This is a genomic window from Actinoallomurus soli (genome assembly GCF_024055715.1).
Lineage (GTDB): Bacteria > Actinomycetota > Actinomycetes > Streptosporangiales > Streptosporangiaceae > Actinoallomurus > Actinoallomurus soli.
Genome location: NZ_JAMXMV010000001.1, coordinates 674,620 through 687,548, shown reverse-complemented (window position 1 = coordinate 687,548; position 12,929 = coordinate 674,620). Strand labels below are relative to the sequence as shown.

12 protein-coding genes are annotated in these 12,929 nt (G+C 72.6%); 2 read left to right on the top strand and 10 right to left on the bottom strand.

The window, feature by feature from the left end; genetic code table 11:
- Positions 1–101 precede the first annotated feature (101 nt).
- Positions 102–725, top strand: a complete 624-nt coding sequence (locus NDW01_RS03200) for a GntR family transcriptional regulator (protein ID WP_252816379.1) — start codon at positions 102–104, stop codon at positions 723–725.
- 42 nt (positions 726–767) lie between these two features.
- Entirely contained in the window at positions 768–2,075 is a 1,308-nt protein-coding gene (locus tag NDW01_RS03195) for an MFS transporter (protein WP_252816377.1), read from the top strand.
- 9 nt (positions 2,076–2,084) lie between these two features.
- On the opposite strand, the gene NDW01_RS03190 is transcribed toward NDW01_RS03195, so the two are convergent.
- The 10 genes from NDW01_RS03190 to NDW01_RS03145 form a co-directional block, all read right to left on the bottom strand.
- Complete coding sequence (locus NDW01_RS03190) at positions 2,085–3,167, bottom strand: prephenate dehydrogenase (RefSeq protein ID WP_252816375.1); 1,083 nt, start codon at positions 3,165–3,167, stop codon at positions 2,085–2,087.
- A 141-nt stretch (positions 3,168–3,308) separates the two neighbouring features.
- Positions 3,309–3,677 carry a chorismate mutase gene (gene aroH, locus NDW01_RS03185; protein ID WP_252783811.1) on the bottom strand — a complete coding sequence of 123 codons (369 nt, stop codon included), beginning with the start codon at positions 3,675–3,677 and terminating at the stop codon, positions 3,309–3,311.
- A gap of 38 nt (positions 3,678–3,715) precedes the next feature.
- Positions 3,716–4,453, bottom strand: a complete 738-nt coding sequence (locus NDW01_RS03180; protein WP_252816373.1) for a pseudouridine synthase — start codon at positions 4,451–4,453, stop codon at positions 3,716–3,718.
- Entirely contained in the window at positions 4,450–5,178 is a 729-nt protein-coding gene (gene scpB / locus NDW01_RS03175) for an SMC-Scp complex subunit ScpB (protein ID WP_308211623.1), read from the bottom strand. Before scpB ends, NDW01_RS03180 begins: the two co-directional genes overlap by 4 nt.
- A complete protein-coding gene (locus NDW01_RS03170; protein ID WP_252816371.1) occupies positions 5,171–6,007 on the bottom strand; it encodes a segregation and condensation protein A in 837 nt (278 codons plus the stop codon). The genes scpB and NDW01_RS03170 overlap by 8 nt, the downstream gene beginning before the upstream one ends.
- Positions 6,008–6,101: 94 nt before the next feature.
- Entirely contained in the window at positions 6,102–6,992 is an 891-nt protein-coding gene (locus NDW01_RS03165; protein ID WP_252817357.1) for a ParA family protein, read from the bottom strand.
- 191 nt (positions 6,993–7,183) lie between these two features.
- Positions 7,184–8,095: a site-specific tyrosine recombinase XerD gene (gene xerD / locus NDW01_RS03160; RefSeq protein ID WP_252783814.1), complete on the bottom strand. Its 912-nt coding sequence runs from the start codon at positions 8,093–8,095 to the stop codon at positions 7,184–7,186.
- A 74-nt stretch (positions 8,096–8,169) separates the two neighbouring features.
- Positions 8,170–8,832, bottom strand: coding sequence for an NUDIX domain-containing protein (locus tag NDW01_RS03155; protein WP_252816369.1), 663 nt, complete (start codon positions 8,830–8,832; stop codon positions 8,170–8,172).
- On the bottom strand, positions 8,829–10,487 hold the full coding sequence (locus NDW01_RS03150; RefSeq protein ID WP_252783816.1) for a CTP synthase: 1,659 nt from the start codon (positions 10,485–10,487) through the stop codon (positions 8,829–8,831). Before NDW01_RS03150 ends, NDW01_RS03155 begins: the two co-directional genes overlap by 4 nt.
- A gap of 174 nt (positions 10,488–10,661) precedes the next feature.
- Positions 10,662–12,908, bottom strand: a complete 2,247-nt coding sequence (locus NDW01_RS03145) for a hypothetical protein (protein WP_252816368.1) — start codon at positions 12,906–12,908, stop codon at positions 10,662–10,664.
- Positions 12,909–12,929: the final 21 nt, after the last annotated feature.

The window sequence follows — 12,929 nt, the reverse complement described above, 5'->3', positions numbered from 1 at the left end:
TGTTTCGATAACCGACCGGCCAACGAATGAGGCTACCGGTCCGCGGCCGCCGCCGTGGCCGTCGGCGGTCCCATACGACTTGTATGTAAGATAGATACAAGATGACCTCGGCAACCTCCCGGGCCTACGATCACGTCAAGCAGGCCATCCTCGACCGCACCTACCCGGGCGGCGCGCTGCTCAGCGAGGGTGAGATCGCCTCGGCGGTCGGCGTCTCCCGTACTCCCGTACGCGAGGCGCTGCTCCGGCTGGAGGCGGAGGGCCTGGTCCGGCTCTATCCCAAGCGGGGCGCGCTGGTGCTGCCGGTCTCGTCCCAGGAGATCTCCGACGTCTTCGAGGCGCGGGAGCTCGTGGAGACCTTCGCCGCCGACAAGGCGACGCTCCGCCCGGAGCAGGTCGACGAGCTGGCCCGGTGGCTCGAGGCGATGCGCGCCCACGCCGCCGCCGGCGACGCCCGGGAATTCGCGCGCGCGGACCGTTGTTTCCACCGAACAATGGTCGCCGCGGCGGGCAACGAGATCATTACGCAGCTCTACGACGCGTTGCGCGACCGTCAACTGCGCATGGCACGGCTGACGGCCGACGATCCGGAACGCACGGCGACCGCGATCCAGGACCACGCCGAGATCCTCGAGGCCGTACGAACCGGCGACCGCGAGCGGATCCGCGCCGCGGTCCACCGTCACCTGCGCGTCGCGGTGACGGCGCTGCGCGGGCACGCGTGACCGCCATACCGATCGAAGCACCACCCCCGAAAGGCTGCCCCCTTGAAACCCGCGGTACTGACCGTTCCCGCCGAAGCGTCCGCACCGCGGCCCCCCTCTCATCCGCTCGGCGGCCGCCGCGCCTGGACCGTGTGGGGCGTCGCGGCTCTGGCCTACCTGATCGCCTTCTTCCACCGGACCAGCCTCGGCGTCGCGTCGCTCGCCGCCCAGCAGCGCTTCGGAGTCGGCGCGACGGCGCTGTCGATGTTCGTGATCCTGCAGCTCGGCGTGTACCTGGCGATGCAGATCCCGGGCGGGCTGATGGCCGACCGGTTCGGGCCACGCCGGATGATCGGTGTGGCCCTCGTCATCATGGCGCTCGGCGAGACGGTGTTCGCGTTCGCGACCGCGATGCCGCTCGCCATCGCCGGCCGGGTGCTGGTCGGGCTGGGCGATGCGATGACGTTCCTCAACATCATTCGCCTGATCGCCGCGTGGTTCCCCCGCCGGCGGTTCGCGCTGCTCACCGCGATGACCGCGATGGTCGGGTCGCTCGGCCAGGTCGTCGGCACGGTGCCGCTGTCCGCCGGGCTGCACGCGTACGGGTGGACGAGGACGTTCGTCGGCATCAGTGTGATCAGCGGCGCGATGGCGGTGGTCGTGTGGCTCTTCGTGCGCAACCACCCGGGCGCTCCCATGGAACGCTCCATCTCCCTCTCCGGCACCTCCGATGAGAAGAAGGGCTCGGCGCTCGCCGACATCCGGGCGGTCTTCGCCGCGCGCGGCACCCGCACCGGCCTGTGGACGCACTTCACGCTGTCGTCGTTCACCGTGCTCGCCACCCTGTGGGGCTACCCCTACCTGGTCAAGGGGCTGGGCATGGCGCCCGGCCCGGCCCGGCTCATCCTCACGCTCGGCGCGGCGACGCCCATGGCGGCGGCCCCGCTGCTCGGCTGGTTCGCCGGCCGCCGTCCCGACCTGCGCGGCCGGCTGATCACCTCGGCGGTCATCACCCTCGCGGTCGCCTGGCTCGTCGCCATCACCTGGCCGGGTGGTCACCTGCCCGCTCCGCTCGCCCTGCTCCTCGTCCTGATCAACGCGGTCGGCAGCGCGGCCTCCATGCTCGCCTTCGACCTCGCGCGGGACTCGAACCCGCCGGAACGCGGCGGCATCGTCTCGGGCATCGTCAACCTCGGCGGGTTCTCGTCCACCATCGCCGGCCTGCTCACCGCCGGGGTCCTGCTCGACGCCACCGGCGGCGGCTACGGCCCGACCGCCTTCCAGGTGGCGTTCATCCCGATCACCGGCCTGGTCGTCATCGGCGCGGTGCGCGTGACGATGCTCATGCGCCGGTCGCGCCCCGGCCGCTAGGCGGCCCGCTCAGCGGGGAACGGACCAGCCCCGGGCCCGGAGCTCGTCGGCGAGCCGCTCCGCCGCGGCGGGATCGACGCTCAGCTCGACGACACCGACCGGGCGGCCCGGGGAGTGCTCGATCGTGACGTCCTCGATGTTGACCCCGGCGACCCCCGCCGCCTGGAACAGCAGCGCCAGCTCACCCGGCCGGTCGGGAATGACGACGGACACGACGGTGTACGCGCCCGGCCGCCCGCCGTGCTTGCCGGGCAGCCGGCGGCGGCCCGCGCCACCGCGCTCGAGGAGGTCGGTGACGTCCGGCCCCGCGCCCGCACGCAGCGCGGCGGCCACGGCGGTCAGATCCGAGGCGACCTCGTCGATCACCTCCGCCACCGGCAGGGCGTTCGACCCGAGAATCCCGATCCACAGATCCGGATCGCCGGCCGCGATCCGGGTCACGTCGCGTACGCCCTGGCCGGCGAGGCCGAGCGCGACCTTCGGCGCGTCCCGCAGGCGCGCGGCGACCGCGGCGGCGACGACGTGGGGCGCGTGCGAGACCAGCGCGACGGCCTGGTCGTGCTCCTCGGCGTCCACGACGACGGTCTGCGCCCCGCACTCCCGCGCCAGGGCGGTCACGGTCTCGACGGCGGCCACGTCGGTGTCGTCCGTCGGGCACAGCGCCCACGGCCGGCCGAGGAACAGGTCGGCGCGCGCGGCGGCGGGCCCGGACCGCTCCCGGCCGGCCAGCGGATGCCCGGCGACGAAGCAGGCCAGGTCGCAGCCCAGCTCGGCGGCCTCGCGCAGCGGCCGGGTCTTGACGCTCGCCACGTCGGTGTAGACGCGGGCCAGGCCGCGTTTCTGCGCGTCCAGGAGCGTGGCCGCGACCGCCGCCGGCGGAACCGCCAGCACCGCCACGTCGGCCGGTCCGTCATCGTCGCGCAGCGGCGTCCCGGCTCCCAGCTCGGCCGCCAGGCGTACGGAGGCGGGGTCGCGGTCGGCGAGCGCCACCTCGACGCCGCGCTCACGCAGCGCCAGGGCCACGGACGTGCCGATCAGTCCGGTGCCGATGACGACGATCCGCCGGAATCCGCCGATTGGTCTCACCTCCACGCGAGTTACCAGCGTATCGACTCCGCCGCTCGCGCGGAGCCCGGCGATCGAGCGGACGAGGGCGTACGGCCGGGTCTCCCGCCGCCTCCGCAGGTGCGGAGACGCCGGTCCCGGCCGTGGCCCGGCGCGGCCGGACGGGCGTTACTGGACGATGTCGAGGCGCAGGGCGACGGCTCCGCGCAGATAGACGTGCTGGATCTCCGAGCGCGGCCGGTCCGTCTCGACGTAGGCCATCAGGCGGATCACCCGGGGCAGCGCGTGCGGTACGTCGATCTCGGTCGCGCAGATCAGCGGGACCTCGTTGAAGCCCATCTTGCGCGCGGCCAGCGCCGGGAACTCCGCGGTCAGGTCCGGGGTCGCCGTGAAGATGACGCTGATGACGTCATCGGTCGTGAGAGAGTTGCGGCTCATCACCTCGGCGACCAGCTCGCCCGTCGCCTCCAGGATCTGGTCCCGGTCGTTGTCCTCGATCTGCGTGGCACCGCGTACCGCTCGTACTGCTCGTCCCATGGAACCTTCCTCGATATCCCGCCCGCGAACGGTGCGCTCTACAGCTCGACGGCGGCGTACAGCTCGCCGATCTCCTTGGTGCTCAGCGCCCGGATCGTGCCGGACTTGAGCCTGCCGAGCTTGACCGGGCCGAACTCCGTACGCGCGAGCTGCTGGACCGGGTAGCCGACCTCCGCCAGCAGGCGCCGGACGATGTGCTTGCGGCCCTCGTGCAGCGTCACCTCGACCAGGACGCGCTTGCCGACCTGGTCGAAGATCCGGAACGCGTCCGCCTTGGCGAACCCGTCCGCGAGCTCGACGCCCTTCTTCAGCCGGCGGCCCAGGTCCCGCTCGATCGGGCCGTGCACCTCCGCGAGGTAGGTCTTGCTGACGCCGTACCGCGGATGCATCAGCCGGTTGGCCAGCTCCCCGTCGTTGGTCAGCAGGATCAGGCCCTCGGTCTCGGTGTCGAGGCGTCCCACGTGGTACAGACGCTCGGGAACGTCCCCGACGTACTCGGCGAGGGTCTTGCGCCCGCGCGGGTCCGACATCGTGCTGACGACGCCCCTGGGCTTGTTCAGGGCGTAGTAGCGCAGCTCGGTGCGGGTCGGGATCCGCTTGCCGTCGACGTGGATGACGGCGGTCTCCGGATCGACGCGAGCGCCGAACCACGTCACCTTCTCGCCGTCCACGGTGACCCGGCCGGCGGCGATCAGGTCCTCACAGGCGCGCCGGCTCGCGATGCCCGCGTCGGCGAGCACCTTCTGCAGTCGGACGCCCTCATTGGTCTGGTTCACTGCTGGAGTTCCTCTATGCCTTCCACGTCGTCAGGTAGATACGGGGCGAGATCGGGCAGCTCCTCCAGGCTGTTGAGACCCAGCCGCTCGAGGAAGTAACCGGTCGTACGGTAGAGCACCGCCTGGTGCTCCGGGTCGTGGCCCGCCTCCTCGATGAGGCCCCGCAGGGTCAGCGTGCGGATCACGCCGTCGCTGTTGACCCCGCGGATGGCCGAGACCCGTGCCCGGCTCACCGGCTGGCGGTACGCCACCACGGCGAGCGTCTCCAGGGCGGCCTGGGTCAGGCGGGCCTGCTGGCCGTCCCGGACGAACCGCTCGACGAGCGGCGCGCAGACGTCACGCGTGTAGAAGCGCCACCCACCGGCGATCTCTCTCAGGTCGAACCCGCGCCCCTGGGCGGTGTATTCCGCGGCGAGCTCGCGCAGCGTCGCGGCGACCTCGTGGCGGGGCCGCTCGAGGATCTGCGCGAGCGTGACCTCCGGCACCGGCTCGTCGACCACGAGCAGGATCGCCTCCAGCCCCGCCCGCAGCGACGGCTCCGGGGCGCCGGAAACCTCGTCGTACGGCCCGCCGTGCGTCTCGGACCCGCCCGGCCGTGAGGTCGGCTCGCCGGGCCCGGGGGTCGGCTCGCCCGCCTCGAAGGGCGGCTCTCCCGGCCCGGAGGCCGGTGCGAAGGCGTCCGGCCGGGAGGCCGGCTCGGACTCGTGGGGCGGCGTGTCAGTCATCGTCGTCGGACTCCGTCGGTCGGCCGGTGTAGTCGTCGCCGACCTTGATCTCACCCTCGGCCGCACCGGTCCAGGTGACGTGCAGCTCACCGAGGGGCTCGTCCTGCTCGAAGGCGACGGCCTTCTCGCGGTAGAGCTCCAGGAGGGCCAGGAACCGGGCGACGACCTCGAAAGTGCCCGCACAGTCGGCGGTCAGCACCTGGAAGGTCGCGCGCTCCAGCTTACGCAACCGCTCCACGAGGATGCTCGCCTGCTCCCGCACGCTGGCCTGCGGGGAGTACATGTGCTCGATGGACACGGTCGGCGGGCGCTTGGGCGCCAGGGCGCGGGCGGCCAGGCCCGCGAACGCCTCCGGCCCCAGGCCGAGCAGCACCTCGGGCAGGAGGTCGGCGAACTGCGGCTCCATCGGGACCATCCGCGGGAAGCGGCGCGACTCGGCCGCGATCCGCCCGGCGAACAGCCCCGCGATCTCCTTGTAGGCGCGGTACTGCAGGAGCCGCGCGAACAGCAGGTCGCGGGCTTCGAGCAGCGCCAGGTCCTCCTCGTCCTCGACCTCACCGGACGGGAGGAGCCGGGCGGCCTTGAGGTCGAGGAGAGTGGCGGCGACGAGCAGGAAGTGGCTGGCCTGGTCCAGGTCCCATTCGCTGCCGTGGGACCGGATGTAGGCGATGAACTCGTCGGTGACCTTGTGCAGCGACACCTCGGTGATGTCGAGCTTGTGCTTGGAGATCAGCCCGAGCAGCAGGTCGAACGGGCCCTCGAAGTTGTCCAGGTGGACCCGGAATCCACCGCCCTGATCCTCTGTCTCCTCCGCCGCCGGTTCGCCCACCTCGTCAACGGTAGTCGAGGTCACGGACTCCCCTAGGACGCCGTCGCGGGGGTCGCCCGGCGGGCTGCGGAGGTCGCCCGGCGGGCTGCGGAGGTCACCCGGCGGGCTGCCACCTCTGCAGCACCTCCTTGGCCAGCTCCCGGTAGGCGTTCGCGCCCATGGACGACGGGTCGAACCGGGTGATGGGCTCACCGACGACCGTGGCGTCCGGGAAGCGGACCGTGCGGTTGATGACCGTGTGGAAGACCTGCTCGCCGAACGCCTCCACGATCCGGCCGAGCACCTCGCGGGTGTGCAGGGTGCGCGAGTCGTACATGGTGGCGAGGAACCCGTCGATGGTCAGCCCGGGGTTGAGCCGGGCCTTGACCTTCTCGATCGTCTCCATGAGCAGCGCGACCCCGCGCATGGCGAAGTACTCGCACTCCAGGGGCACGAGGACGCCCTGGCTGGCGGCGAGCGCGTTGACGGTCAGCAGGCCGAGCGACGGCTGACAGTCGATCATGATGTAGTCGTACTCGTCGGCGACCGGCTTGAGCAGCCCGCCGAGGATGTACTCCCGGCCGACCTCGTGGACGAGCTGGACCTCCGCGCCGGACAGGTCGATGTTGCTGGGCAGCAGGTCCATGCCCTCGACGCTCGTCGGCAGGATGACCTCTTCGGTCTCCACGCCCCGCTCCATGAGCAGGTTGTAGATCGTCAGGTCGAGCTGGCGCGGGTCGCCCTTGCCGAGACCGACCGACAGCGCCCCCTGCGGGTCGAAGTCGACGAGCAGCACCCGGCGGCCCTGCTCCGCGAGCGAGGCGCCGAGGTTGATCGTGGTGGTCGTCTTGCCGACGCCGCCCTTCTGGTTGCAGACCGAGACGATCCGGGCCGGTCCGTGCTCGTGCAACGGCGGCGGGTCCGGAAAGGACGGAATGGGACGCAGAGTAGGGCCGAGTGGCGCTGCGTCACGCGGATCGGTCGCGATGGCGGTCGAGAGCGCCATTTCGGAACGTGCTCTCTCCTGCTCGCTGGGTTCAGTCACCAGCTCCTCGAACCTCCCCGGCGGCTGCGGTTTGCCGTAGATGGGGACTCTAGGGCCTGTCAATCAGGGCGGGCAAGGCGGCGCACCGCGAACACCACCGTGTCACGGACCTGCGGGACGCCGTGAAACGCCGTCTCCCGCCCTCGGCCCGCTCACGCCAGTGCGCGCGGATGCGCCGATGCGTAGACCTCGCGCAGCCGGTCGACGGTGACCAGGGTGTACACCTGGGTCGTCGTCACCGACGCGTGGCCCAGCAACTCCTGTACCACCCTAACGTCGGCGCCGCCGTCGAGCAGGTGGGTCGCGAAAGAATGCCGCAGCGTGTGCGGGGAGACGCCCTTCAGTCCGGCGCGCGCGGCCGCCGACCGCAGCGTCGACCAGGCGCTCTGGCGCGACAGGCGCCCGCCACGGGCGTTCAGGAACAGGGCCGGTCCGCCCTGGCCCCGCGTGTTGAGCGCCGGCCGGGCCCGTACGAGGTAGGCCTCGAGGGCCTCCCGCGCGTACCGGCCGACCGGGACGACGCGGTCCTTGCCGCCCTTGCCGCGCAGCAGGACCACGGCGTCGTCCAGGTCGACGTCGTCGACGGCCAGGCCGACCGCCTCGGAGATGCGGGCGCCGGTGCCGTACAGCAGCTCCAGCAGCGCGCGGTCGCGCATCCCCCGCGGCGTGTCCGACGGCCCGGCGGCGGCCAGCAGCCGCTCGACCTCCTCGATGCCGATCGCCTTGGGCAGCCGGCGCGGCGGCGCGGGCGGCTTGACGTCCCGGGCCGGGTCGTCCGCCGACATGCCCTCCCGCACCGCGAACCGGTGCAGGCCGCGCACGGCGACGACCGCGCGCGCCGCGGAGCCGGCCGCGAGCGGCGGATGCGCCTCGTCGCCCTCCCGCAGTCCCGCCAGGAAGGACACGACGTCGTCCTCGCCGACCTGGCCGATCGCCGTACGGCCGCGTGCGGTCAGCGTGTCGACGTAGCGGCGCAGGTCACGCCGGTATGAACTCAACGTGTTGGCGGCCAGGCCGCGCTCGACCGCGAGATGGTCGAGGTAGGCCCGGACCTGCGCCTGCAACGATCGTCCGACCTCTTCACCGGCGGCGGATATCAGCGCGGCACCTCATCCCGACGAGTCGTGGCGGACGCGGGTCACCACTCGGGGGCGTCGGGTGCGCGCAGGTCGCGAAAGCCCGTGGCCCGGGCGGCGTAGACCGACAAGATACCCATGACGGCAAGGGAGTTGTGGACCCGTCCCCGCCGGATCGCGGCGACCGCCTCCTCCAGCGGGACCCACACGGTCGGCATGTCGGCCTCCTCGTGCACCCGCTCGAAGTCGTTCTCGCCCTCGGGGATCTCGCTGAGCCCGCGGGCGAGGAAGATCCGCGTCCGCTCGTTCGTCATGCCCGGTGACGTGCAGGCGTCCAGGAGGGTGTGCCACTCGCGGGCGCGGTAGCCCGCCTCCTCGGCCAGCTCCCGCTCCGCCGTGCGCCACAACGGCTCGCCCTCGACGTCGCGCAGCCCGGCCGGCGGCTCCCACAGGCGGTATCCGACCGCGTGGCGGTACTGCCGCAGCAGCAGGACGCGGTCCTCATCGTCCAGGCAGATCACTCCGACGGACCCCGGGTGCACGACGATGTCGCGCTCGACGACCTCGGAGTCGTCGCCGTTCGGCATCCGGACCCGGTCGGTGCGCACCTCGATGATCGCGCCGTTGAACCGCGACTCGCTGCCCAGGGTCTCCCAGCGGCAGGGCTCGTCGGCGACGCCGTCGTTCCCGCCGGTCGGGGCCGCACCGCTCACGTCGCCGGTCATCGGTCCCCCGCCTCGCGCAGGGCGGCGGCGATGAGGCCGGCGAACAGCGGGTGCGCGCGGGTCGGCCGGGACCGGAACTCCGGGTGCGCCTGGGTGGCGACGTAGAACGGGTGGCGATCGCGGGGCAGCTCGGCGTACTCGACGAGACGCCCGTCCGGGGACAGGCCGGAGAAGACGAGCCCGGCCGCGGTCAGCTCCTCGCGGTAGGCGTTGTTGACCTCGTAGCGGTGCCGGTGGCGCTCCTCGACCTTGGCCGCGCCGTACAGCTCGCGGACGAGGGAGTCCTCGGCGAGATCGGCCGGGTACAGACCGAGGCGCATCGTGCCGCCCATGTCCCGCTCGCCGGCGACCACGTCGACCTGGTCGGCCATCGTGGCGATCACCGGGTCGGCGGCCTTCTCGTCGAACTCCGCGCTGTTGGCGCCCTCGATGCCGGCCAGGGAGCGAGCCGCTTCGATCACCATGCACTGCAGGCCCAGGCAGATGCCCAGGGTGGGGATGCGGTTCTCCCGTGCCCAGCGGGCGGCGGCGACCTTGCCCTCGATGCCGCGCACGCCGAAGCCGCCGGGGATCAGGACGCCGTCGACGCCGCGGAGCTCGCGCTCCGCGCCCTGCGGCGTCTCGCAGTCGTCGCTCTTGACCCAGCGGATGTTGACGCGGGTGTCGTTGGCGAACCCGCCGTGCCGCAGCGCCTCGGTCACCGACAGGTACGCGTCGGGCAGGTCGATGTACTTGCCGACCAGCGCGATCGTGACCTCGTGGGCGGGGTGGTGCACGCGGTGCAGCAGGTCGTCCCACTGCTTCCAGTCCACGTCGCGGAACGGCAGGCCCAGCCGGCGCACGACGTAGGCGTCCAGGCCCTCGGTGTGCAGGACCTTCGGGATGTCGTAGATGCTGGGGGCGTCCACCGCCGAGACCACGGCGTCGGCGTCCACGTCGCACATCAGGCTGATCTTGTTCTTCAGCCCCTGGGTGATCGGCCGGTCCGAACGGCACACGATCGCGTCGGGCTGGATGCCGATGCTGCGCAGCGCGGCGACCGAGTGCTGCGTCGGCTTGGTCTTCAGCTCACCGGACGGGCCGATGTAGGGCAGCAGGGACACGTGCAGGAAGAAGCAGTTGTCCCGGCCGATCTCGTGGCGGATCTGCCGCACGGCCTCCAGGAACGGCAGCGACTCGATGTCGCCGACCGTGCCGCCGACCTCGGTGATGACCACATCCACGTCGGGACCGGCCATCCCGCGGATCCGGTCCTTGATCTCATTGGTGATGTGCGGGATGACCTGCACCGTGTCACCGAGGTACTCCCCGCGCCGCTCCTTGGCGATCACGTTGGAGTAGACCTGGCCGGTCGTGACGTTGGCGGAGCCGTGCAGCTCCGTGTCGAGGAACCGTTCGTAGTGGCCGACGTCGAGGTCGGTCTCGGCCCCGTCGTCGGTGACGAAGACCTCCCCGTGCTGGAACGGGTTCATCGTCCCGGGGTCGACGTTGAGGTAGGGGTCGAGCTTCTGCATGGTGACGCGCAGACCCCGAAGGGTCAGCAGCCGCCCGAGGCTGGAGGCCGTCAGGCCTTTGCCGAGGCTCGAGGCGACACCGCCGGTGACGAAGAGATGCTTGGTGGCCCGGAGGGGCCCACCAATGACTGCCGAAGGCAAGAAAGACGCTCCCGTGGTCGTTGTCGCGGCGTTCACCGGCGTGGCGAACAACCGAATGTCCACGGGCCACCAGGATAACAGGCGGCTCTCCTGCCAGCGCCCGCCGATCGGCGCCGAGCGGGCGCCCGCCCATCAGCGCGGAAGGATCAGCCGCCGATCGGCGCCGAAGAGACGTCAGCGGTAGCCGTTCGCGTAGCTTCCCGTCGTGTTCGGGATCCCGCCGCTCTGCAGCTGGCCGGAGAGCTCGTCGATGATCTTCCGTGCCTGGTCGGCGGCGGTACGCGCCTGGTCCCGCTCCGTGGAGAGGGCGGCCAGGGCGTCGCGCTGCTGGGTGACGGCCTCGGCGAGCTGGTCGACCCACTCCTCGCGCTCTTTCAGCTTCTGGGCGAGGGCGTCCCGGTCGGCGGTGGCCTGCCGGGCGGACGCGAGGGCCTGGTCGCGTTCGGTGGTCACCTGCCGGACGGAGGCGAGGGCCTGGTCCCGGTCGGTGCTCGCCTGCCGGGCCGACGCGAGGGCCTGGTCGCGTTCGCGGGCGGCGTCCTCGGCCCGGCGCTGGGCCTGCGCCAGCTCGGATTGGGCCCGTGCCTGTCCCCGCTCGGCCAGGTCCCGGTTGTTCTCGGCCTTGGTCGCCTGGTCCACCGCCCGCAGGCGCTCGACGTCGAGTTCCTGGGCGCGGCGGCGGGCGTCCTCGGCCTCCTTCGCCGACGCCGCCGCCGTCTGCTGCAGGGTCAGCGCCGCGGCCTCGAGCTCGGCGACCTTGGCCCGCAGGCCGGCGACCTCGGCCTGGGCGCCGTCGAGGGTCTGCGCCAGGTCGGCCGCGTGCTGGGAGATCCGGTCGCGCTCGCCCTCGACGGCCTTGCGCGCCGTCTGGGCCTCCCCGGCGGAGCGGTGCGCCTCGTCGCGGTCCTCGCGCATCTGGTCGCGTTCGGTGAACGCCTGCCGGGCGGTGGCCTCCGCCTGGTCGGCCATCGCCCTGGCCTGTTCGGCGACCGCCTGCGCCTGTTCGGCGGCGGCCCGTGCCTGGTCGCGCTCGGTGAACGCCTGCCGCATCGCGGCCTCGGCCTGCTCGGTCGAGACGCGCAGGCGCTCGACCTCCTGCCATGCCGATCCGGCCTCCCGCTGGGCGGCCTCCCGTTCGGACATGAGCTGGCGTACGGCGGCCTCGGCCTGCTCGGCGCGCTGCTCGGCCTGCCGCGCCTGGGCGAGGGCCTGGTCGGTCTCCTGGCGGGCGCCGACGGCCTCCCCGCGCGCCTGGTCACGCTCGGTCAGGGCCTGGCGCATCGCGGCCTCGGTCTGCTCGGCGCGCTGCTCGGCCTGCCGCGCCTGGGCGAGGGCCTGGTCGGTCTCCTGGCGGGCGCCGACGGCCTCCCCGCGCGCCTGGTCACGCTCGGTCAGGGCCTGACGCATCGCGGCCTCGGACTGCTCCGCCTGTGCGCGCGCCCGCAGCCCCTCCTGCCAGGCGGTCTGCGCCTCCTGCGTGGCCGAGTCGCGCTCGGACATCGCCTGCCGGGCGGTCGCCTCGGCCTGCTCGACGCGCTGCCCCATCTCCTCGACCTGGGCGCGCATCCGGTCGACCTCCTGCAGGGCGGCGGCGGCGTCCTGTTTGGCGGCCTCCCGCTCGGCCATGAGACCGCGGGCGGTGGCCTCGGCCTGCTCCTTGGCCTGCCGCTCCACCAGCGTCTCCTGCCGCGCGGCGGCGGTCTCCTGCTGGGCGGCCTCGCGCTCGGACATCATCTGCCGGACGGCGGCCTCGGCCTGCTCCTTCAGCTGCCGCTCGGCGAGCGTCTCCTGCTGAGCGGCCTCGCGTTCGACCATCAACTGCCGCGCCGCGGCCTCGGCCTGGTCCTTGGCCTGCCGTTCGGCCTGCGTCTCCTGCCGCGCCGCGACGGTCTCCTGCCGGGCGGTGGCGGTCTCCTGGCGCGCGGCCGCGGCCTCCTGCTGCGCGGACTCCCGCTCGGCCATCATCTGGCGCACGGCGGCCTCGGCCTGCTCGACGCGCTGCTCCATCTGGTCGTGCGCGGCGCGGATGCGCTCGACCTCCTGCAGCGCGGAGGCGGCGTCCTGCTTGGCGGACTCGCGCTCGGCCAGCATCTGCCGGGCGGTGGCCTGGGCCTGCTCCGCCTGGGTGCGCAGCCGCTCCACTTCCTGCCAGGCGGACGCGGCCTCCTGCTTGGCCGACTCGTGCTCGGCGCGTACGGCGGCGATCCGCGTCGCGGCCTCCTGTTTGGCCTCGGCGACCTTCTGCTCACCCTGCGCGAGCGCGCCGGCGAGCATGTCGGCCATCTGCCTCAGCCGGTCGACCACCTCGGCCGGTTGGTCGGTCTCGCCAGAGCGCGCCGGCGTGTTGACATTGCCCGGCGCCCACGACGACCCGGCGCCCTCCGCGGCATAGGAACCGCCCGAACCGTTGAGATCGCTCACATAGGGAACTCTACGGGCGTC

Coding starts and splice junctions, on each gene's coding strand:
- NDW01_RS03200 (WP_252816379.1), top strand. CDS start 102: ATGACCTCGGCAACCTCCCGGGCCTACGATCACGTCAAGCAGGCCATC.
- aroH (WP_252783811.1), bottom strand. CDS start 3,677: ATGGGACGAGCAGTACGAGCGGTACGCGGTGCCACGCAGATCGAGGAC.
- scpB (WP_308211623.1), bottom strand. CDS start 5,178: ATGACTGACACGCCGCCCCACGAGTCCGAGCCGGCCTCCCGGCCGGAC.
- NDW01_RS03165 (WP_252817357.1), bottom strand. CDS start 6,992: ATGGCGCTCTCGACCGCCATCGCGACCGATCCGCGTGACGCAGCGCCA.
- NDW01_RS03155 (WP_252816369.1), bottom strand. CDS start 8,832: ATGACCGGCGACGTGAGCGGTGCGGCCCCGACCGGCGGGAACGACGGC.